We start from the raw sequence: 21,002 nt of genomic DNA, 5'->3' as shown, positions 1-21,002 counted from the left end.
TTTCTTTCCTGATAACGCTTTCACAAACTTGATACTGTCATTTTCGCAAATGTACGCGCAGAGTTGAATACACAAATCCGTCTTGTTGGTTCAAAAAACAGAGGAGGACGACATTGCCCCTTATGGCACTGTTCGTCCTCCCCATATTGTCACCACAGGATCGGTGTGCAATTGTTACGTGCCGGATCTACGGAATTCAGTCGGTGTCATTCCCGTCCACTTTTTGAACACCTGACTGAAATATTGAGAATTGCCGCCGAAGCCGAATAATTCAGCAAGCTCAAATACTTTTACATCCCCGCCTCTACGAATATGGTCACACGCCCGTTCAATCCGCAGACGATTCACATAGTTGGAGAAATTTTCACCGGTCACCTTTTTAAATATTTTCCCCAAGTAGTCCGGGTTCATATATAACATCTGATGTGCTACGCCATTGAGCGAGAGATCCGCTTCACCGTAATGACGATCTACGATATCCATCATTTTCTCCACCGCCGAAGATTGACGACTAATATGATTCTTGTAGTAACCCGAGGTTAACCGAGCCGCACTGCTGGATACAAAAGATTTCAGACCAGATAACGTATCAATATGAGACAGCTCTGCCATCCGCTGAGTGAATTCCGTCGCCTCTTCGGGCGGACAGACTTGAATCATTGCCGAATACAATTGCACCACGTAAGAGCGGGTAACCTCAATCTCCAGCTGATGCTCTGATAACAGATCAAACAGACGATCTACTTCAGCTGCTGTTTCTTCGGCATTCCCCGACTTGATTAATTGACACAATTGATCCGCATCCTGTTCCACATGAATACCTTCACGTTCCCCCGCTAATACAAGGTCGTTCTTCGTAATGAGCTTCCCTTCTCCGATGAAAAAGCGATGATTCAGACATTGCAGTGCTTCACGGAACAAACGCCGAGCCTGAATCATTCGATCTGCTTCGCTCAGTGCAGCAGTCACCTGTAATTTATACAAGCGGGTAAATGTAGCCCGAACTTCTTCGATACTTTCCTGTAATGGAGCTGCATCAGCGGAATCCTTCAGCAAAATCAATAGCTTTCCTTCAATCGTTGTACTTAACATGACATGTGGGAGAAGATCGTTCGCGATATTCTTGATTGCAAATAAATGACTATAATCATGCTCATCTGCAATTCGGAACAGCAACAGGCGCACTTCAGTACCCTCAAGCTCCAGATCGAACAGCTCCTGATAATATTCCAGATCCCCTGGCCCATAGGTTCGATTTGTCATGAATTCTAGCAGAAACTGTTCTTTCACATGTGGAAGAACCCGTTCCAGACGTTGCTTCATCTCTCCCGCTACATGCTCCTTCACCTGGGCAACCTGCTGTTCCTGTAGCAGCTCTGAAATGGCGTCATGGATCTGGTTTTCATTACAAGGTTTCAGCAGATAATGCTTCACCCCATATTGCATAGCTCTGCGGGCATATTCGAACTCCTTATAACCCGACAACATAATAAACCGCAGATCAGGGTAGGCCTCAGACGCCTTTTCAATAAGTCCAAGACCGTCTAAACCTGGCATTGAAATATCCGTAATGACAATGTCAGGTCGGGATTGCCCAATTTTATCCAATGCTTCGATCCCATTTCTCGCCGTATCCACCAGCTCCGTGCCTGCCGCTGCCCAATCGACCACCTGGGAAATCCCCTCTAGAATGACACGCTCATCATCTACGAGCATCACTTTGTACATCGTCATCGTCCTCTCTAATCCAAGGTATGCTGATCGATACTACAGTTCCTGATCCAGGGCTGCTGCTCATGACCATTGTGCCTTCATCACCGAAGGTCAGTCTGATCCGTTCTTGAATGTTAGATAACCCAATGCCCTGCCCTCTTGTCTGAATCTGCCCCTCCTGCAATTGTTGTAGGAACTCAGCTGTCATTCCCGGGCCATCATCCTCCACTTCAATAATCACCTTATCACCCTCTGCCCTCGCTCGGATACGAATACGGCAAGGGTCTATGCTTGGCTCCAGTGCATAATGAATGGCGTTCTCCACCAGAGGTTGTAATGTCAGCTTCGGAATCCGAGCTGTGCCCACTTCAGGAGCAATCTCCATGTCAAAATCCAGCCTTTCCTCAAAGCGTGTACGCTGGATGGTCACATAGCTGCGAACGATATCCAATTCCCTTTCGAGCGTTATCCACTTTTCAGACATGTTCACAGAGCTCCGTAACAAAAACCCTAGCGCCTCCACCATTTCAGAGATTTGACGTTGTTTCTGAACTTTGGCGAGCCAATTGATTGATTCAAGGGTGTTATATAAGAAATGAGGGTTGATCTGTGCCTGAAGCGCTTTCAACTCTGTCTCACGAATCACGAGCTGCTTGGCATAATTCTCATCAATCAATTCACGAATGCGCTGTAGCATCATTTTGAAGGTTCGATGTAACAAGCCGACCTCATTTTGCGGGGAAGACGGAATATCACCGAGTGCAGCTTCCTCCAGCTTGTCGAGATCACCCTTTTCGATATTGCGCATTTTCTTGATTAGATGAGCAATAGGCTGAGTAATGCTACGCGAGAACCGGAATCCGAATACAAGTGCCGCCAGGAATATGACAATGAAAATGACCGTTACCAGCTGTTTGACAAATTGAACCTGCTTAAACATCTGATCAAAGGGCGTCATATACAGGTATACCCAATCCGTGTAAGAGGAGTGAGCACGGGCAACAAAATTCCTTCCCTGTTCAAACGTTGCAATGCCATACGGCTGAATGCGTTTCAGCTCCGACTCAATTTCGGCTTCACTGACTGAGGGTTCAGTTGGATAGATGACTTCTTTGCCATCCGTAATGAGTAGCTGAGAATCCTCTGCCGGATGCTGCATCTGATCCTGGACAATACGATCCAATCGAACACGAATCACTAATGTCCCCAGCTTATCGAGCGTAAACGCACCCCCGATGAAGGATTTTACCTGTCTCACCGACAACAATCTCGCTTGACGATCCCCGCCGGTATACCATGCGTTTGCCCCTGAATGCTGCTCACCGAGCACAACCAGCTCGTTCTGCATCGATTCAGAGACACCTTCCCGGTTTCCCGCAGCCATAATGTTTTTATCATTATCAATAAATATCATAGAGTACACGTATTTCTCTGAACCAGCATAAGCTACAAGTCGATTCGTGATTTTCTTGCGCAGACCGTTCTTCTCGTATCCCGTCTCCGCCTTCTCCAACTGTAGCAGGTATTGCTGTAGCGGTTCGTCTGACATGACTTTGAAGGATAGATTTGCGATCTCGCGAAGCTGATTCTCGATGCCTACAGAAGACATATTAAGAACCTGTGATGATTTCTCGTAGATCTGTCGGTCATAGATGCTAAAGACATATCGCAGGACAGAGACATAAAAGGTGAAGCTGACCAACATCAAAAGCCCGATGAGAAGAATGGTTTTGTGTTGTATCGGCAACGTCATGAAAGCGTTCTTAATTTTCCTCATCCAACGCGCTCCTTTGACTGGAAAAGGGTACGGTGCTTCTTATGGCGTGTAGAACTACTGTAAGTTATTTTCATATTTACACATCCATGGTCAGATGACAAGTCATATTTATTCAACTTTTGGAGTCATGAAACAATCTATTCACGATGTGCCTAGAAAAAGACAAATAGACAGAGGTTTCCCCTATGGAAATAAGGGAGACCATCTGTCTATTCGGATGCGAAGTAACGGTTACGGATTCACAAATACTGTTTTTAGCTTCGCTAGATACTGCACGTCAAATCCAAGACCTTCTGCTACCATAGCAAGAGGTACGTATGTTTTGGACTCTTTGCCTACTTTGTTCAGGAAGGCAGGTGTGTCCACTTTCACCGATGCTCCGTTAACTAGAACCGCATTTGCACCAATCTTCACAGCAACCTTGCGATCACCATACGTAATTGTAGCGGTAGACGTTTTGTTATCCCAAACCGTTGTTGCACCAACCGCATTCACGATATCCTGAATGGCTACAAAGTTTTTGCCGCTGCGGATGATTGGTTTGTACGGTGTATTTAGCGCTTTGCCGCTGACGATAATGTTCATTGGCTCGCCTGCTGCTGGAGCTGTCAATTTGGTATAATTGCCCCAGATAGTTTTGGAAAACACTTCAGCAATCGATGCATATCCCAATTGATTCGGGTGGAAATCACGATCTCTGATCATATGTGTCATCGTACCTTCGCCACCGATAAACTCTTTCGCTACATGAGCTACTTGTACGTTGACCCCTTGGGCCGTAAATTGAGCTGCAATCCCATCAATCGTTGTTGTGAAGCCTTTGGATGCCTCCATGAGTTTAGCATAAAGCTCCTTACCTGCTACCTCTGGCATTGGTTGATACTGATCAGCAATCACAATTCGAGCTGTCGGGTTAATCTCATGAATATCAGTGATCGTTGCATTAATATTCGCTGTATAGGTTGTAAGTAATTCTTTGACCTTCTCTTGCAGTTCCTGATCACTCATCTTATTGGCTGTACCAAGCAACTCCGATACGTCATTACCGCCAATTGTAATGGCTACTAGATTCGCTTGAGCAATACTCTCCCGAATGGCAGCGGTATTCGCTCCAATCTGTCCTGCTCTTGGGTCTGGCAGACTTGGTTGAATCGCTTCTGACGTGAGCGTTTTGCCTTCTTTAATTGCCGTCGTGAATGTCTTCAGACCACTACTCTTCAAACCAGCAATACCGTAGTTATCCACTTGTGCACGGCCATGAAGCAAGCCTTGCTCCTGCAAACGTTCTACATAACCATATGGCTGGTCTTGCTGTTTGAGATTAGGCTCGTATCCTACAGTGATGGAATCTCCCAAGGTTACGATACGAAACTCCTTCGTTACCGCGACTGCGTCTTTCTTCGCTGGCAAGGATGCTTCGCTTGTGCTCGCTGGTAATGTGCTTGTACCTGCCTCTGCTGCATATGCAGGCAATGCAGATGATGCTAAGAGCAACATTCCGGCTAACATACTCGCTGTTAATCCTGCTGCTGTATTTCCCCATGTACGTTTACGCTTCATTCTCGTTAACACTCCTTTTCGCGAATCTATCATTTACACGATTATATAAAATATCAGTCACTTTAATGACATAAGTGCGTGTGGTTCTATTCTATCATTATAAAGTAGAGGTTGTCCCAACTACTGGTGATGCACATGAAATAACAGGCTTCCCGGATGGGATAACCTGTTATTTCGTTCATATATTCATTGGTCGTTAGTTAAGTTTGCGACGGATCCGGATCTTTAGAACGGTTGGAATCCCCTGTGTCTGTATCCGGTTTGTTCCCAGTAGCTCGCTCCAGATAACGATCATAACGATCATCTACTTCACGTGCTAATTGCCGGAATTTTAACGTTTCTTCGACAATGGGGTCGCGTTCCGTCTGAATCCGCACTTCATATTTGGGAGGAATCAATTGGCGTTCACGCTGATCAGCATCGCCGGAGTCCTCCATGTCCCCTTCCATCAGCATATCTCTGAGCCGTTGTTCCAGTTCTTTGGATTCATCCATTGGTATTCGCTCCTTTGATTGAATTCACTTCGTGAACAGAACAATCTTCTGATCGCTGTTATCCTCAGTTGCCTTCAACGTATTCAAGCATACATGAGTTTAATTCACTTACTCCATGCCTGTAGCTTTGGCTTCCTTCAGTACACCTGTCAGGGCGTCATGAATTTTGCCATTACTTGCTACGATGTGGCTAACAGACAGATCGTACGGTGTTCCAACCGTATCTGTGATTGTGCCACCAGACTCAGCAACGAGCAATGCGCCTGCTGCAATATCCCATGGTTTCAGTCCGATTTCCGTATAAGCGCTGAGTCGTCCCGCAGCAACATAAGCCAGATGTAATGCAGCCGAACCGCCAGCACGTAAGTTACGCACCTGTGGTGCAAGTGCCTGTACAGCAGCCATATTAATCGGCAGAGTATAGTTAGGATCAGCAGGGAAGCCAACCGCAACAAGGCTATGTGCCAGCTCTTGCTCTCCAGATACGCCCATACGATTACCATGAACGTAAGCGCCTTTTCCCTTTTCAGCTACAAATAATTCATCCCGTGAAGGATCGTAGATAACACCTACAATGACTTCACCACGATGCGCTAATGCGATAGATACCGAAAAGAACGGAAATCCATGCACGAAGTTGGTCGTGCCATCCACAGGGTCAACAATCCAGAGGTACTCTTCATCTTGGATCTCTTGGAGTGCTCTAGCCGAAGCTTCAGGTCCTGGCTCCACGCCCTCTTCACCCAGAATAGCATGCTCTGGAAAATGGGTAAGAATGAGGCGGCGGATCATCTGTTCCGCTCCTTTATCCACTTCGGTTACCAGATCTTGCGGAGAATACTTGATTCCAAGTTCACTTACCGTTCCAAGGCGACTCTTGATCCACTCTCCAGCTTTGGAAGCTGCATTGATGGCGACGGCAGTATAGCTTTTGCTTGTCACGACATAAGGTGTCTTTTCCTTCTCATTCAAAGCGTTCACTCTACTTTCTATATCAATCTACGAAAAATTAAAATACTTGATAAAAGTATACGCCTCACCAGCGGTAAAGTTTCTGGTTGCCTAAGCCTCTTTTGGCATTAGGGATGAATAATGACCGTTGACTCGTCCACCCATTCCACGCCCTCTTCGTGATAGAATGCTAGCTTCTGCATCAACTGAACCAATGCTTCATCTTTACGTTTGGCCTCTATCATGACATCCAGCGCAGGGGTATCTGCAGCAATGTGCCTTAAAAAGTCCAGCAATGGCTCAACCTCTACCCCGTCCGCATGACCACGCAGGTCTTTCTCACTCTTCGGGCTAGATACGTGAATCTTAGGTGGGAGTGGGCGATCCGCTGGAGAATCTGCCTGTGCAAGTGGTGACGTCCATGTTTTCAAAATATTAGGCCACAGCTCCCAAGGCTTTTCCCCTTCGTTGTTGACCCACTGATGATGAATATCCAGTACCATCGGTAACCCCAAATGTTCACACACCGCAAGAGTTTCAGGCACATTGAAAGTTTTATCATCATTTTCGAGCGTAATCCGCTCTTGAATATCCCTGTCCAGCTTCATAAAGTTCTCTTCAAAACGAAGTGCTGCAGAAGGCTTGTCCCCATATGCACCACCAATATGTATATTGTTCTTGGCAGTTGCATTCAGACCCATTGCATCCAGCATCCGCACATGATGGCGCAGATCCTTGATCGAATTACGTAGCACTTCCTCACGAGGTGTACTGAGTACCGTAAAATGATCCGGGTGAAACGATACACGCATCTCGTTCTCCTTCACAAAATCACCTATCGCTGCAAAATCAGATTTCAGTGCCGGAAATGGATCCCAATCACTTAGATCCTCATGCGTTGCGAGCGGAATTAATTTGGAGGAGAAACGATAGACATGAATATGACTCCCGCGATTATGTCTGAGTAATCGTAACGTATTGTGTAGATTCTCAGCCGCGATCCGTTCCAGCTTACGAATGGCTGCTTGCCTGTCGTCGATCTTTTTGAAGCTGGCCATGGTCATTGTGCGCGACGGTGAAGCATTCTCCACAAGCACAGACATAGCCACGTAACCAAAACGCACGAGCATGAAAGTTCTTCCTCTCTATGGGCGGCAATTCTGCCCGACTGATATACGCCGAGCTTTGCCAACTTGTATATAACCAAGTTTTACCCTAAACGAAAGACCATAATCGCTCAGGCACCAAATCGGTTGATTAACCCTGCGCCTGCTCTCCAAAAAACATCTCGTCGGCAAGTGCAGTCTGGATGCGTGACTCTTCTTCCGTTAATTTACGGATGAGTTGCATCTCCACTTCGGTCACCTCTTGGTTTTGGAAATTAATCTCCGCAATGGAAGCAACAATCTTCACGATGGCAACTGCCACATTGTCCGGTGTGTACGCAATGACTTTCTGTCCGGTAGGGAATACCCGGAAGCCTTGTTTTACCATTTTGCCACGGCCATATTCAAGTAGTTCGAATAGTTCTTGTTCGCTTTTGAATTTGCATACGGAATTGAATTCAGTCTGAAATCCCATGCCTATCCCTCCTTAAATTAGCGTGTAAATAATAAGTTCATTTTATAAAATCCGAAATTATGCTTGCACGCCGTTTTCGTAGTTCAGCGCCTGTTTGCGGTTGTAACGCTCCAAAGCAAGCTCAATCATACGATCTAGCAACTCTGCATACGCTACACCTGTCTCGCGCCACAACAACGGATACATACTGTACGGTGTGAACCCTGGCATTGTATTCACTTCATTAATAAGCAAGGCTCCATCCGATTTGCGAATGAAAAAGTCCGCGCGGGAGATACCATTGCCTTCGATTGCACGAAATGCCTGCAACGCCGCTTCACGAATACGATCTGCTGCTTCTGGATCGAGTGGTGCAGGAATTAACATCTGTGATTGTCCGTCAATGTACTTCGCCGCATAATCATAATATTCACCAGAGGATACGATTTCTCCTGGCACCGAAGCCATCGGCTCATCGTTTCCTAGCACACTCACCTCGACTTCACGTGCTTCAACGAATTCCTCAATAACCACCTTCGTATCATAACGAAGTGCAAATTCAACAGCCGTTTTCAATTCATCCCGGTTGCGTGCTTTGGAGATGCCCACGCTGGAGCCCAAGTTTGCCGGTTTGATAAAGCATGGATAACCTAGCTGATCTTCCACCTGAACGATCATTTCGTGCTCAGATTGCTTCCATTGTGTTGCGTTAAAATAAGTAAAGGCACATTGGTCAATCCCCGCCTGTGCGAACAACTTCTTCATTACAACTTTGTCCATACCACCCGCTGAAGCGAGTACGCCCGCACCAACGTAAGGCATATCTGCCATCTCGAACATACCTTGGATCGTTCCGTCTTCACCGAATGTGCCATGCAGCAGCGGGAACATGACGTCCAATGCTTCTTCTCCGCCGTACAAGCGACCGAATAGCGCGTTCAGCGCTTCCTGCGTTCCGCCAGCAGCTTGTTCCAGCTTCAGATCTTCGATCTGCGCAAATGGCGCATGCATCACAGAGCCTTTTTTCCATGTACCTTGCTTGGAGATATAAAAAGGAACAAGTTCATACTTTTCATAATCAAATGCATTTGTTACAGCAAACGCCGTTTGCAGCGATACCTCGTGCTCGCCAGACTTCCCGCCATAAACGACGCCTACTTTTAATTTATCCATACTCATGCGTAACCTCCGATTATCTGTGCATCATGCCTTCTTCATGACCGTAATCACGATAGGCACCGTTATTATTCTGTACTGAACTTATTTTACACGGAATGGGCTTGGCTCGTCACCGAAAACAAGTCTTTCCCTGTGAGAACAGACTCAAAATTCATCTGCAATGTGAAAAAGCCGATACACCGTCCGCTCTGTCCAAGCGTAAGAGTCCTGGTAATCCCAGTAACGGTGACGACTGCTGACTGTATGTGCGTTAACAAGCGGCATGCCACCAGCATCAAAGGCGGTTACCACCGTGCTGTGCTGAAATCGACCGTCCCCGTCCCAATCGTAGAGAATGACATCCCCCAGCATCAGTTGCTCAGGACGCTCCACTGCCGTTGCGGTCAAGCCCCAAATGCTACTGGACAGATAACGCTCCAAACTGTTCGATACCGCCCAGCTGTAGCTCCACATCTCCGTGCCATTTACATAGCCTTTATACCACCAGCCCGCTTCTCTTCTACCAGTATAGTGGATGGGTGCCTCCCCTGCAAAGAGGCATTGGGACACGTAATTGGTGCAGTCCACCTCGAATTCTTCAAATGCCGGATTGCCTGTATTCCACCAACGATCCGCATATGCAACGGCTAAATCTCGGCGATATAATTGTTGACGAGTGCTGCGTCCCTGTCTAAGCACATCGTGATTGAGCAAAGGTCGATTCATCGCCTGTACAAAATCAGCCTGCTGAAAAGGGCGACTCGCTCCAGGAGGGCGGCGTTCAGGCACTTCACGTTCTACCCGTGTAATCGTCCAAGTTCTGTTCTGCCGCAGAAAGGTCAACCGTTCCCGCTCAATTCGATCTTCGCGATGAGTCATGCCGCTTTTCTCATAAAACAACCTGCTGTATAGCTGCACATCCACCACCGACTCTTCCGGGCTCTCGGTAACCGTACGTACGATCTTGGCGCTGGTCTCGCTCCGCAGCGGCACAGCCCGCCGCCTGCGATACCACTCATCTAATCTCGTCATACGTTCGCCACGATCTAGAACAAACGCAGGATCAGTTACAATACGTTCGCTTGTCTGTGGGCGGTAGTCAATCTCGCAGCGATTATATTGGTTAACATACGTATACAAGGCACTCTTCCATTCCCGTTCCAAGCTGTTGTCCCCCTTCGGCATAAGCTGTGTTTGGACGATCTCCCACCGATATGCACAATAAAACTCCTTCTATATCTATGAGAACCCACCGGGTTGTATGAGTACGCCTTCTCAAATCCAAATGATACGAACTTACTCTTTGTGAGAAAACGCCTTCATTCTTTTTAAAAAGCAGGATTTCACAGGCAAAAAGCCCTTTACGTAGACCCCTTGAAACGGTATACTTAAAACTAAAGTTACGATTATGAAATTATGTTTCACCTAATGAAACCAACGAACAAGAACACGGAGCGATGAAGGCCTGTTCTTCATTTAAAATGAATGTCTTCTTCATCTCACCGACACATTTTTAAGGAGGTACATGTATGTCAGCCAAGAACCATTTCTCCGCCGCACGCAGTCTTGAGGTCGGAGGCAAGTCTTACCGCTACTACAGTTTAGATGCTCTTCAGGAAGGCGGCTACGGCGACCTTTCCAAGCTTCCCTTCTCTATTAAAGTGCTGCTTGAAGCAGCAGTTCGTCAATTCGATGGACACGCAATTACCGAAGAACATGTGAAACAATTGACCGGCTGGGCAGATGGCCGTGACAATAACAAAGAAATTCCATTTATTCCTGCACGTATCGTTCTGCAAGACTTCACCGGTGTACCGGTTGTCGTTGACCTTGCTGCAATGCGTGATACGGTTAAAAAAGCAGGCGGCGATCCAAAACAGATCAACCCGCTCGTACCAGTTGACCTCGTTATTGACCACTCCGTTATGGTTGATGCATTCGGAACAAACGATGCCCTTGACTACAATATCAAGGTTGAATTCGAGCGTAACGAAGAGCGTTACCGTTTCTTGCGTTGGGCACAAACGGCGTTCAACAACTTCCGTGCGGTTCCACCGTCCACAGGGATTGTTCACCAAGTCAACTTGGAGTACCTAGCTTCCGTTGCTGCAACCAAAACAGTTGACGGCGAAACGGTAGTATTCCCAGACTCTCTCGTAGGTACGGACTCCCATACAACGATGATCAACGGTCTTGGCGTTGTAGGTTGGGGTGTTGGCGGGATCGAGGCTGAAGCAGGTATGCTTGGCCAACCGCTTTACTTTGTTACACCTGACGTTATCGGTTTTAAATTGACAGGTAGCCTGAGCGAAGGCGCAACAGCAACGGATCTGGCGCTGACTGTTACCCAAATGCTTCGTAAAAAAGGCGTTGTTGGTAAATTCGTAGAGTTCTACGGCCCAGGACTTGCTAATATCGGTCTTGCTGACCGTGCAACTGTAGCTAACATGGCACCTGAATACGGCGCAACAATCGGTTTCTTCCCTGTAGATAGCGAAACGCTGAACTACTTGCGCAGCACAGGCCGTTCCGATGAGCAAGTGGATCTGGTTGAAGCTTACTACAAAGCTCAAGGTATGTTCCGGACTGCTTCAACAGTAGATCCTGAATTTACAGATGTTATTGAACTTGACCTCGGCTCCGTTGTACCAAGTCTTGCAGGACCAAAACGTCCACAAGATCGCATCGAGCTGACACAAATGAAAGAAAGCTTCAACAGCATCGTCCGCACACCGGTTGATAAAGGTGGATACGGACTGACTGAAGAGAAGCTTGAACAAAAAGTACCTGTTAAACATCCTGATGGTTCAACAAGCGAGCTTGCTGCTGGAGCTGTAGTAATCGCAGCCATCACAAGCTGCACGAACACATCTAACCCTAGTGTTATGGTTGGAGCAGGTTTGCTTGCGAAAAAAGCAGTTGAACGCGGCTTGACTAAACCAGGCTACGTGAAAAGCAGCTTGACTCCAGGATCTCTGGTGGTTACCGAGTATCTGGAAAAAGCAGGTCTGATCGAGTACTTGGATCAACTCGGATTCAACGTTGCTGGTTACGGCTGTGCGACTTGTATCGGTAACTCCGGTCCACTGCCGGATGAAGTAAGCGAAGCTATTGCTGAGAACGATATGACCGTAGCGGCTGTATTGTCTGGTAACCGTAACTTCGAAGGCCGTGTACACGCTCAAGTTAAAGCTAACTACTTGGCTTCCCCACCACTCGTTGTGGCATACGCACTCGCGGGTACGGTGAATATTGACTTCGAAGTCGATCCAATCGGCTATGATACAAATAACGAGCCTGTATTCCTGAAAGACCTCTGGCCTAGCTCTGAGGAAATCAAGGATGCGATTGCTAGCTCCCTGAACGCTCAAATGTTCCGTAACAAATACGAGAACGTATTTACAGCTAACGAACGTTGGAACAACATCCCTGTACCAGAAGGCGAACTGTACGAGTGGGATCCAAACTCCACGTACATTCAGAATCCTCCGTTCTTCCAAGAGCTTGGTGACAAGCTGAACGATATCGCAGATATCCGTTCTGCACGTGTTATGGCATTGCTTGCTGATTCCGTAACAACGGATCACATCTCACCAGCAGGTAATATCGCACCGTCCAGCCCAGCTGGATTGTACCTGAAAGAGCATGGCGTAGAGCGCAAAGACTTCAACTCCTACGGCTCACGTCGTGGTAATCATGAAGTCATGATGCGTGGTACGTTTGCGAATATCCGTATTCGTAACCAAGTGGCTCCAGGTACTGAGGGTGGTATTACGAAATACTTGCCAACAGACGAAGAAATGTCCATCTACGATGCTTCCATGAAGTATCAGGATGAAGGACAGAACCTGATCGTTATCGCAGGTAAAGAGTATGGTACAGGAAGCTCCCGTGACTGGGCGGCAAAAGGAACATTCTTGCTCGGCGTCAAAGCCGTTATCGCAGAAAGTTTCGAGCGGATTCACCGTAGTAACCTTGTCGGCATGGGCGTTATGCCATTGCAATTCCAAGAAGGTCACGGCTGGTCTAGCCTGGGTCTGAATGGACGCGAAACATACGACATTACTGGCCTGAGCAATGACGTGAAACCAGGACAAGAGTTGAAAGTAACTGTAACTCGTGAAGACGGTACACAGTTCGAATTCCCTGTAATTGCTCGTCTGGACAGTATGGTTGATGTGGATTACTACCATAACGGCGGTATCCTGCAAACTGTATTGCGTCAAATGATGAAAAAAGCTTAATCGCATTAACCATTCGTGCTATTAAGTGATATAAAAGAAAGCTCCCCATCGTTGCCGGTTGGCATGATGGGGAGCTTTTTTTGCTGGCTTATATATGTGTTATATCTAGTGGTAGACGATATCTGCAATGAATTAATTTCATCCTAACCAGAAGACTGCTCACTAATGATCCATATGATGGGAGGCTTGATCCAGCATTTGCAGTACTCCCATGATTAGAAATAAGCATGACATCATGATGAGCGAGTATCCGATCCATCGGGATGCCGTACGGTCCATCATACGACGATTCGAGTTATGAGTTACATAACGCGGACTAACGATGAATAGAAGACCTACGCCCATGATTAGAAGAGCCAAAAAGAACATAAGAATTCTCCCCTTTTAGGTGTGACTTTTGTTTGCATCATATCGTTCTCTTGGAGTACGTGCAGGTTTACCTGCTATTATGCGCTTCACCCCACGAGCCATCGTAAATAAAATGTAACCGATGATTCCACCCGCAGTATTGAGAATAAGGTCATCCACATCAAATACACCCATACCGGTCAATAACTGCGATACCTCATAAGCCAGGCTGAGCAGTAGAGATAACACCAATACGTTTGCCCCCGCCAACCACTTGTTGCCCATTAGCACAGGGATAAATATGCCTAACGGTGTAAAAGCAAGCACATTGCCAAACAAATGAATCGCACTACCCGGTCGATGCAACGACACACTATGCCAGTCTCTTGCAATCTCCTGAAATGGCGTCAAGTTGACGATGCGTGTATGAATAAGGTCTGGCTCTTGCATGAGCAACTTAAGTTGAGTCAGTACCAATTTAAAATCAACGGGGTTACCTTTGAATAAGATCAGCTTCGTTAACAAATATAGATAGATGACCAAAGCGGAGATCCATAAGAGTTGGACTATTAATTTTTTTGTGCTCATGATGATGAACCTCCATTATATTGTACGACTGAGACGATCCAAATGTTGCTATGTTAGTATACTGTTACTCCTTCACCGTCACGACGACGCCGTCCATATTATCGCCCGATATCTCATATGAACGGTTCTCAGGTATGTATACCGCTTGTTCTCGGGAAGCAGTGTAATAATGGACGTGATAGGTCTGACCCTCAACATCAACAGTCAGGCTCTTCTTGTCCTTAAGCAACTCCAGATATTGCTCCAACGCCAAATTACGCTGAACCATGACGGCACTATGCGGTAAACCTACATAACGAAAGTGCCAGGGTTCATATTGAATCCCCGTGATATGTACCTTGTCCTTCGGATACCGTAAAATAAAACCGTATTTCCAGGCATTTCGCTCCAGCCATGCCCCTTCTGGTGCTTCACTCATGGCAGCTAGTGTAGAGCCTACATCTACGGACAAGCCTAGATTATGTTCACTGTGCCCCGGAGGGAGCGCATAATCCAGTCCCTTTTGCGCATACAATTGTTCTTGTTCTGCCAAGTCCCGATAACCACTACTTATCATAAAATAACGCACATCATCCTGACCAGCGGCTTCAACCATTTGCTCAAACGCTTGAGCTACATACCGTGATAGTCTTATTTTCTGATTCATCAAACCATATCCACGCACCAGTTCATTCTGTTCAGCTAGATTCACAATATCCGCTCTCACGCCCGCCGGATGTACGGGATATTCTGAATTCACGAGCAATAGATTGCCTTTATGTACTTCACTTTTCATATCGATATGGATCGTATGAGCATGTCCCGCATGAATCTCATTCGTGTACTTAATCTCTACCATCGGTTCGGTCTGTTCTTGAAACCAAGCGGTTGACCTGCTAAAAATATAACCTATGGCAATGATACATATCAAAAATCCCCACTTTTTCATCTCCACGCTCCTCCTTTTCCTCATACAATCAAGGATAGAAGAAACTAGTTAAATAAAAGCAGGGCAATTCTAAAGTTTTTCTTAAATTAGAGCGTATCTTACAACTATATAGGTTCAACTAAAGAAGGTTTACACTTGCCACTCCGATGACAGAATAACCTTCCGATCGCTGTTATCCCCAGATTTTTTGGATTCCCTTCTTCAAAGGGAAAATCCGGTGATGGCGTATGCTTCCGAAGTAGCTTTCTTTCAGAAAGCTTTGAGGCGAGCGCTTCGCTTCTTCACGTTATTTCTGTCCTCTCCGTTCTCGTGTAAAAAGTTTAGTTAAACTTATATATTTCATTGGATTTAATTTAATTTGATTTCACGTTAGCGCGGGCAGGCGAATCTCAAATACCGTCCGTACAACATCGCTTTGAGCTGATATGACTCCATCATGCTGCTCCACAATATTTTTCGCGATAAACAGCCCTAGCCCTGTTCCACCCTCCTGAGGTGTCCGTGAGCGATCTCCGGTATAATACATATCGAAAATATGCGGCAAATCCTGTGGATCAATATGTCCTCCATAATTCATCACCTGAACGATAACCTGCCCTGCTTCGCAATGACCGTAAATATCTACATACAGACCATCCTTACCATGCCGGGCGGCATTAATTAGCAGATTCTCAAAGACACGTGCCAGCAGTTCACCATCGCCAGAAATGACCAGATCGGAATCGATATGAAGCCGAGTAACCAATTTATTTTTTTCAAAAACGGGGTACAACTCTTCATTCATCTGCCGGAGCAATTCACTAATATCCAGTCGCTTTTTCTCAAGTGGTAACATGCCGTAGTTCATTCGCGTAATCTCAAACAAGTCATCAATCAGCTTCTCCAACCGCTGAGACTTGGTATATGCAATGGAAGTAAAATGCTTAACCTGCTCCTCTGTTAGTTGATCATCCTTCACCAATAGATCCAGATAACCTAACACAGAGGTCAGAGGCGTTCGCAGATCATGTGCCAGATTCACCACCAGCTGATCCTTACTGTTCTCTGCAAAATCACCCCGCTCTACCGCTTCCTTGAGCTTGAGACTCGCCAGATTAATATCCTCAGCAATGGTTCCCAGTTCATCCTTCGAGGAGATCTGCACCCGATGCTGAAAATCTCCATTAGCCAAGTGCCTTATGCCTACAGAGATGTCTTTGAAATAAGTAACATAGGGTTTGGTAAACCAGAAGAAGAACAATATCGCAAGGGGAATGAACAGAAGTAAGAAGAAATAAATATCCCCGACGCTCTTCATAAAATGACGATATTCAGCAAGCTGATCTTCAGCTCTCACTCCTGAATAGAAATATTGCATTAGTTTATACACACCATAGGTAATTGCACCAGAGGCGAGCATGCTCAGACCAAGCAACAGAATCATCGTTGTTCGAAAACTTCTACGTTTATTCATTGAATGTGTACCCCACACCCCAGATCGTTTTGATAAACTTATTCTTGTCTACGTCTTCACCAAGCTTCTTGCGCAGGGTTCGAATATGAACCATAACGGTATTACCGCTCTCATAATAAGCCTCTCCTCACACTTGTTCAAAAATGCTCTCAGCACTAAAAACCTGTTTGGGATGGCCTGCAAGCAGATATAAAATATCGAATTCCTTCGGTGTTAACTCTATTGGCTTGCCATAGAGCATAACACTATGCTGATCAGGAGCGATCACAAGCCCACCCTTCTCCAGAACAGATCGCTGCGCAGATACCGCCTGACTGAATTGAAGCGCACGGCGTAGCTGTGAATTAACCCGGGCAACCAGCTCCATCGGATTAAACGGCTTGGTCATATAATCATCCGCACCCATCACGAGTCCCGTGATTTTGTCCATATCCGAGGTCTTCGCGCTTAGAAAAATAATAGGCATATGGTGCTGCTCCCGAATTTTGCGGGTCACCTCATAACCATCCATGCCAGGCATCATAATATCCAAAATCGCTAAATCTATCGTTTGTGTCTGAACGGCTTGAACCGCTGTTTTCCCATCAAATGCTTTGATGATATGATATCCTTCTTTTTGCAGATGCAAAGCAACCAGATCCGCAATCTCAACTTCATCATCTGCAATCAAAATCGTAATACGTTTCATTGCCTATTCCACTCCTATATGTGATAGTGGGCAGTATAATCTATCTGAATCTAACATAATCAACGATCGAAAGGAAACCCACTCATGAAACTGGATCGTTTATTAGCCATCGTGGTGCTGCTGGTCAATCGAGGTCGTGTACAGGCCAAGGACTTGGCAGATACGTTTGAAGTGTCCATTCGCACCATTTATAGAGACATCGACACGTTGGGTCAAGCAGGTATCCCTGTCGTTACGTATCAAGGCGCTAGCGGCGGAATTGGTCTTGCAGAGGGCTATCGGCTTGACCGTAACGTGCTGACAGATCAGGATCTGGCATCGATCGTGACCGCACTTCGTAGTATCTCAACTTCTCATAGCAACGTGGCACGAGATCTCTTGGTCGAGAAGCTCAGCAGTATTGTACCTGAAGCCAAAAATGAAGATTTCCAGTCCAATACAAGCCGCTTCATTGTCGATTATTCAACCTGGACACATCCCGAAGCCTTGCAGATCAAGCTTCAGTTGATCGAATCTGGAATGGATCAGTCACGGCTCATCACCTTCACCTATTGCAGTGCTGGAGGGAATCAGACCATTAGAACCGTTGAACCCCATACGCTTGTGCTCAAACGACATTCTTGGTATCTCTATGCATTCTGCCATGAACGGGATCAATTCCGCATGTTCAAGCTTGTCCGTATGCGAGATGTATCCCTTGCACAAGAACATTTTGAGCGAAGAATTATACAACCACATGATAGACCCTGGCAGCAAGAATGGGTAGTACCCGACAACCAAGCCCCTCTGACCCTGCGATTTCACGCTCGCGCCCGCCATCTAGCAGAAGAATGGTTTGGCATTGAAAATGTCATTCCTGATGGAAAAGGATATTACATCAGTCAGGTCGCCTTTCCAGAAGATAACTGGCTGTACGGCTTCATTTTGGGCTTTGGAGCAGATGTTGAAGTGGTAGAGCCAGAGCATATCCGCGTTACAATAAGGCAAATGGCAGAACAGATTGTACAAAATTATACTTCTTCATCCCAAACCTGACAGACTGCTGTCTAGTTCCTCTCGTTATACTGTCCATATATTCAGTTACAACGATCGAGGAGGAATTGATAATGAACACAACGTTATGTCAAAGCTGCGGCATGCCACTGACAACTCCAGCTCAGTTCGGAACAGAGGCTGATGGGAAGGCTACAAGAGAGTATTGTATCTATTGTTATAAGAACGGGCAATTCGAGCAGCCTAACATTCCACTGGAAGGTATGATCGAAATGTGCACCGCGATTCTCAAGGAGGAAGGCATGGATGAGGAGTCTGCACGATCTATGCTGCGGAATCAGCTTCCTTATTTGAAACGATGGAACGGCACTATAATGAGAGGAACCTCGGCAAGCTCAGGGGACGATTCAAATGATACATCTACGGAGTCGAATGGTCTGAGCGGCGCGCTTCTTGGATTGTCCGAGCCTGTTCGTTATGTGACTCTTCCGGCGAAACGTCTTGCGGGTGTGTCTGCGAGAACAACCAATGCGATTGAGATCAGTGGCAAAGGCTGCATTCAAGGCTTGTGGAATCAGTATTTCTCCTCTGACCAACTACCTGCACCAGAGGTAGCTCGCTATGGCTGTTATAGTGACTATACAGACGGTATTACCGGGGAGTACACCATTCTGGTTGGTCACGAAGTTTCTGCGGACGAAAGGCTGCCCGAGGACATGAATTCAGTTGATCTACCTCCAGCTACGTACGCCGTGTTCACCTCCAGAAGAGGACCTATGGCAGAAGTTGTAGGTGAAGCATGGGGGGCAGTATGGGCTTGGGCGGATCAGCATAAACGTACATTTACGGGTGACTTCGAGCTATATGATGAACGTAGTATCGACCCTGAGAATGTTCAGGTAGACGTATATATTGCTGTTCAGTCAAAATAGTAGATTTTTATTTGATGTGATAGCTATCCTTCATCCTAAATTTAAATTCTAAGATCATATTCAGGCGAGCTGTCGGAGGAATCCGATGGCTTTTTGTTATATGTACTTTTAGCAAATGATTTTAGCCAATGAAAGGTCAATTACTAAAGTAGAATCCATGCAACGACTCATTATTCGCGCAAACAAATTGCCTTTCTCCCCTCCAAACAACGGTCTAAGGTACCAAGTTACTTAGCATTTCCCATACCTATTCAACCAGACAATATGTCTCAATTAGGTCATGGTTGACTTATTTAAAATTGGGTCTATTCACTTAACAACCGATTCTATCCTCCCATTTAGCCTCTTCGAAATGCAGTCCTTTATTCCTGAATTTCCCTAAAAACGTTTACATCTCTCAAATACCGGGTAAAATCACTACAATCCAATTGGAATTACATCATAAATTGGCTCATTTCGTATAACAAGTCACATATACCTATAAATCATGAATACATAAATTACGCATCAAAGGAGGAACCAAGATGATCCGCATGCCTATTCAGCAAATGATCCCGTATCACCACCAATATCCGCGCAACACGGCGACCAATGCTCCAAAAAAGGAGAATGAGAGCACTCAAGGTCTATCCTTTCATGAAATTTTGCAGCAAAAGATCGCCAATAAGAACGCTACGCCATCTATGCGCTAATATATCATGCTCTAACCGGTCTCTTGTTCTTATTCGGTTACACCCAGCTTACCGTCCTTCCAGAACGCTAGGGATGACGGTTATTCGCCTATCCTCTATAATGGGTTAAAACTTTGGCAAGCCTAGGCTGCTCACAGGCAGCTGAAGCCATTAGGGGGAGAAATACTATGCTTACCATCAGTTGTTTTCACGCTCACTATTCCAACATTACCCTGGTCGAAGAAGCTTTGTCTGCCTATGCGGTGGAACTCGTGCATTATGTTGATCCCGGTCTGGATCGGCTTAAACATGATGAAGGCTTCTCTGACGCAATAACGAAGGACAAAGTATCTCAAACCCTGCAATGGATTGAGCGCTGCCATACCGATGCCATTCTCGTGACCTGCACCCTGTTTGCTGCTGTTCTGGAACAGGAAGCACGAAAGATTGCCATTCCTGTCATTGGCATTGATGATCCACTACTAGCGAAGATACAACGGATGGACAATGAATACATATTCGCTTTTACCAATCCAGCTACAATTGAAGGTACAATGGCACGGGTGTATCGGGCTTTACAGCAAGATTATGAGAAAGAGCAGAACTGTGTTACCGAGGTGCCTCAGCCAGAAGCCGTGTGCATTCCTGAGACGTTTCAATTGATTATGCGCGGTGACAAGGAAGGTTATCTTGCAGCAGTACGTGAAGGATTACAGTACATTGCTGGGCAGCATCCCGGCAAAACGGTAGTCGCAGCCCAATTATCCATGGCGCCCGCTGCTGCGCGAGTTACAGTAGAGACCGGTATTGCGATCCATAGCCCTTTGGCATTGCTTGCAACGTATTTGGAGAAGAAGCTAGGCATAGCACCGCATTGAATGTTGGAATGGGGAGTAGATTAGGGCACTAGTTTTATACTTTTGTATCTAGTCTATTTAATATTA

General features: G+C 46.1%; 18 protein-coding genes and 1 pseudogene. 5 read left to right on the top strand and 14 right to left on the bottom strand.

The window, feature by feature from the left end:
- Positions 1–174: 174 nt before the first annotated feature.
- The 9 genes from M3636_RS26630 to M3636_RS26590 form a co-directional block, all read right to left on the bottom strand.
- Positions 175–1,728, bottom strand: a complete 1,554-nt coding sequence (locus M3636_RS26630) for a response regulator transcription factor (RefSeq protein ID WP_251384532.1) — start codon at positions 1,726–1,728, stop codon at positions 175–177.
- A complete protein-coding gene (locus M3636_RS26625; protein ID WP_251384531.1) occupies positions 1,703–3,490 on the bottom strand; it encodes a sensor histidine kinase in 1,788 nt (595 codons plus the stop codon). The genes M3636_RS26630 and M3636_RS26625 overlap by 26 nt, the downstream gene beginning before the upstream one ends.
- A 231-nt stretch (positions 3,491–3,721) precedes the next feature.
- The gene (locus M3636_RS26620; RefSeq protein WP_251384530.1) at positions 3,722–5,050 is read right to left on the bottom strand and encodes a stalk domain-containing protein; all 1,329 of its coding nucleotides are present in this window, start codon (positions 5,048–5,050) and stop codon (positions 3,722–3,724) included.
- Positions 5,051–5,250: 200 nt separating this feature from the next.
- Positions 5,251–5,544: a hypothetical protein gene (locus M3636_RS26615; RefSeq protein WP_251384529.1), complete on the bottom strand. Its 294-nt coding sequence runs from the start codon at positions 5,542–5,544 to the stop codon at positions 5,251–5,253.
- A gap of 108 nt (positions 5,545–5,652) precedes the next feature.
- Complete coding sequence (locus tag M3636_RS26610; RefSeq protein ID WP_285859233.1) at positions 5,653–6,516, bottom strand: inositol monophosphatase family protein; 864 nt, start codon at positions 6,514–6,516, stop codon at positions 5,653–5,655.
- Between the two features lie 107 nt (positions 6,517–6,623).
- Positions 6,624–7,625, bottom strand: a complete 1,002-nt coding sequence (uvsE, locus tag M3636_RS26605; RefSeq protein ID WP_145410043.1) for a UV DNA damage repair endonuclease UvsE — start codon at positions 7,623–7,625, stop codon at positions 6,624–6,626.
- 127 nt (positions 7,626–7,752) lie between these two features.
- Positions 7,753–8,076, bottom strand: a complete 324-nt coding sequence (locus M3636_RS26600) for a hypothetical protein (RefSeq protein ID WP_145052337.1) — start codon at positions 8,074–8,076, stop codon at positions 7,753–7,755.
- Between the two features lie 57 nt (positions 8,077–8,133).
- Positions 8,134–9,234 carry a D-alanine--D-alanine ligase gene (locus tag M3636_RS26595; protein WP_145410044.1) on the bottom strand — a complete coding sequence of 367 codons (1,101 nt, stop codon included), beginning with the start codon at positions 9,232–9,234 and terminating at the stop codon, positions 8,134–8,136.
- A gap of 144 nt (positions 9,235–9,378) precedes the next feature.
- Positions 9,379–10,398: an amidase domain-containing protein gene (locus tag M3636_RS26590; RefSeq protein WP_251384528.1), complete on the bottom strand. Its 1,020-nt coding sequence runs from the start codon at positions 10,396–10,398 to the stop codon at positions 9,379–9,381.
- A 344-nt stretch (positions 10,399–10,742) separates the two neighbouring features.
- On the opposite strand from M3636_RS26590, the gene acnA reads away from it, so the two are divergent.
- Complete coding sequence (acnA, locus tag M3636_RS26585; RefSeq protein ID WP_251384527.1) at positions 10,743–13,457, top strand: aconitate hydratase AcnA; 2,715 nt, start codon at positions 10,743–10,745, stop codon at positions 13,455–13,457.
- Positions 13,458–13,619: 162 nt separating this feature from the next.
- Here the strand turns inward: acnA and M3636_RS26580 are convergent, their stop codons facing one another.
- From M3636_RS26580 to M3636_RS26560, 5 genes and pseudogenes are all read right to left on the bottom strand, one after another.
- On the bottom strand, positions 13,620–13,826 hold the full coding sequence (locus tag M3636_RS26580; protein WP_251384526.1) for a hypothetical protein: 207 nt from the start codon (positions 13,824–13,826) through the stop codon (positions 13,620–13,622).
- 15 nt (positions 13,827–13,841) lie between these two features.
- Positions 13,842–14,393, bottom strand: a complete 552-nt coding sequence (locus M3636_RS26575) for a VanZ family protein (RefSeq protein WP_251384525.1) — start codon at positions 14,391–14,393, stop codon at positions 13,842–13,844.
- A gap of 64 nt (positions 14,394–14,457) precedes the next feature.
- The gene (locus M3636_RS26570) at positions 14,458–15,321 is read right to left on the bottom strand and encodes a M15 family metallopeptidase (RefSeq protein ID WP_251384524.1); all 864 of its coding nucleotides are present in this window, start codon (positions 15,319–15,321) and stop codon (positions 14,458–14,460) included.
- A gap of 364 nt (positions 15,322–15,685) precedes the next feature.
- Positions 15,686–16,774 carry a HAMP domain-containing sensor histidine kinase gene (locus tag M3636_RS26565; protein WP_251384523.1) on the bottom strand — a complete coding sequence of 363 codons (1,089 nt, stop codon included), beginning with the start codon at positions 16,772–16,774 and terminating at the stop codon, positions 15,686–15,688.
- A pseudogene (locus M3636_RS26560) lies at positions 16,767–17,462 on the bottom strand (response regulator transcription factor). The gene M3636_RS26565 and the pseudogene M3636_RS26560 overlap by 8 nt, the downstream one beginning before the upstream one ends.
- Positions 17,463–17,546: 84 nt before the next feature.
- On the opposite strand from M3636_RS26560, the gene M3636_RS26555 reads away from it, so the two are divergent.
- From M3636_RS26555 to M3636_RS26540, 4 genes are all read left to right on the top strand, one after another.
- Positions 17,547–18,497, top strand: coding sequence for a helix-turn-helix transcriptional regulator (locus tag M3636_RS26555; RefSeq protein ID WP_145410051.1), 951 nt, complete (start codon positions 17,547–17,549; stop codon positions 18,495–18,497).
- A gap of 71 nt (positions 18,498–18,568) precedes the next feature.
- A complete protein-coding gene (locus M3636_RS26550; RefSeq protein WP_145410052.1) occupies positions 18,569–19,387 on the top strand; it encodes a zinc ribbon domain-containing protein in 819 nt (272 codons plus the stop codon).
- Between the two features lie 524 nt (positions 19,388–19,911).
- On the top strand, positions 19,912–20,079 hold the full coding sequence (locus tag M3636_RS26545; RefSeq protein WP_156395468.1) for a hypothetical protein: 168 nt from the start codon (positions 19,912–19,914) through the stop codon (positions 20,077–20,079).
- A 167-nt stretch (positions 20,080–20,246) separates the two neighbouring features.
- On the top strand, positions 20,247–20,936 hold the full coding sequence (locus M3636_RS26540; protein ID WP_128100216.1) for a hypothetical protein: 690 nt from the start codon (positions 20,247–20,249) through the stop codon (positions 20,934–20,936).
- Positions 20,937–21,002: the final 66 nt, after the last annotated feature.

The sequence above is a fragment of the Paenibacillus sp. MER 99-2 genome (genome assembly GCF_023714095.1).
Taxonomy (GTDB): domain Bacteria; phylum Bacillota; class Bacilli; order Paenibacillales; family Paenibacillaceae; genus Paenibacillus.
The sequence above is the reverse complement of the archived record's forward strand: the minus strand, read 5'-3'. Positions and strand labels throughout refer to the sequence as shown.

Excerpts from the sequence above, each read along its gene's own strand:
- M3636_RS26625 (WP_251384531.1), bottom strand. The coding sequence starts at position 3,490 with ATGAGGAAAATTAAGAACGCTTTCATGACGTTGCCGATACAACACAAA.
- M3636_RS26615 (WP_251384529.1), bottom strand. The coding sequence starts at position 5,544 with ATGGATGAATCCAAAGAACTGGAACAACGGCTCAGAGATATGCTGATG.
- uvsE (WP_145410043.1), bottom strand. The coding sequence starts at position 7,625 with ATGCTCGTGCGTTTTGGTTACGTGGCTATGTCTGTGCTTGTGGAGAAT.
- M3636_RS26545 (WP_156395468.1), top strand. The coding sequence starts at position 19,912 with ATGATCCGCATGCCTATTCAGCAAATGATCCCGTATCACCACCAATAT.
- M3636_RS26620 (WP_251384530.1), bottom strand. The coding sequence starts at position 5,050 with ATGAAGCGTAAACGTACATGGGGAAATACAGCAGCAGGATTAACAGCG.
- M3636_RS26555 (WP_145410051.1), top strand. The coding sequence starts at position 17,547 with ATGAAACTGGATCGTTTATTAGCCATCGTGGTGCTGCTGGTCAATCGA.
- acnA (WP_251384527.1), top strand. The coding sequence starts at position 10,743 with ATGTCAGCCAAGAACCATTTCTCCGCCGCACGCAGTCTTGAGGTCGGA.
- M3636_RS26550 (WP_145410052.1), top strand. The coding sequence starts at position 18,569 with ATGAACACAACGTTATGTCAAAGCTGCGGCATGCCACTGACAACTCCA.
- M3636_RS26630 (WP_251384532.1), bottom strand. The coding sequence starts at position 1,728 with ATGTACAAAGTGATGCTCGTAGATGATGAGCGTGTCATTCTAGAGGGG.
- M3636_RS26590 (WP_251384528.1), bottom strand. The coding sequence starts at position 10,398 with ATGCCGAAGGGGGACAACAGCTTGGAACGGGAATGGAAGAGTGCCTTG.
- M3636_RS26565 (WP_251384523.1), bottom strand. The coding sequence starts at position 16,774 with ATGAATAAACGTAGAAGTTTTCGAACAACGATGATTCTGTTGCTTGGT.
- M3636_RS26540 (WP_128100216.1), top strand. The coding sequence starts at position 20,247 with ATGCTTACCATCAGTTGTTTTCACGCTCACTATTCCAACATTACCCTG.
- M3636_RS26580 (WP_251384526.1), bottom strand. The coding sequence starts at position 13,826 with ATGTTCTTTTTGGCTCTTCTAATCATGGGCGTAGGTCTTCTATTCATC.
- M3636_RS26570 (WP_251384524.1), bottom strand. The coding sequence starts at position 15,321 with ATGAAAAAGTGGGGATTTTTGATATGTATCATTGCCATAGGTTATATT.
- M3636_RS26595 (WP_145410044.1), bottom strand. The coding sequence starts at position 9,234 with ATGAGTATGGATAAATTAAAAGTAGGCGTCGTTTATGGCGGGAAGTCT.
- M3636_RS26575 (WP_251384525.1), bottom strand. The coding sequence starts at position 14,393 with ATGAGCACAAAAAAATTAATAGTCCAACTCTTATGGATCTCCGCTTTG.
- M3636_RS26600 (WP_145052337.1), bottom strand. The coding sequence starts at position 8,076 with ATGGGATTTCAGACTGAATTCAATTCCGTATGCAAATTCAAAAGCGAA.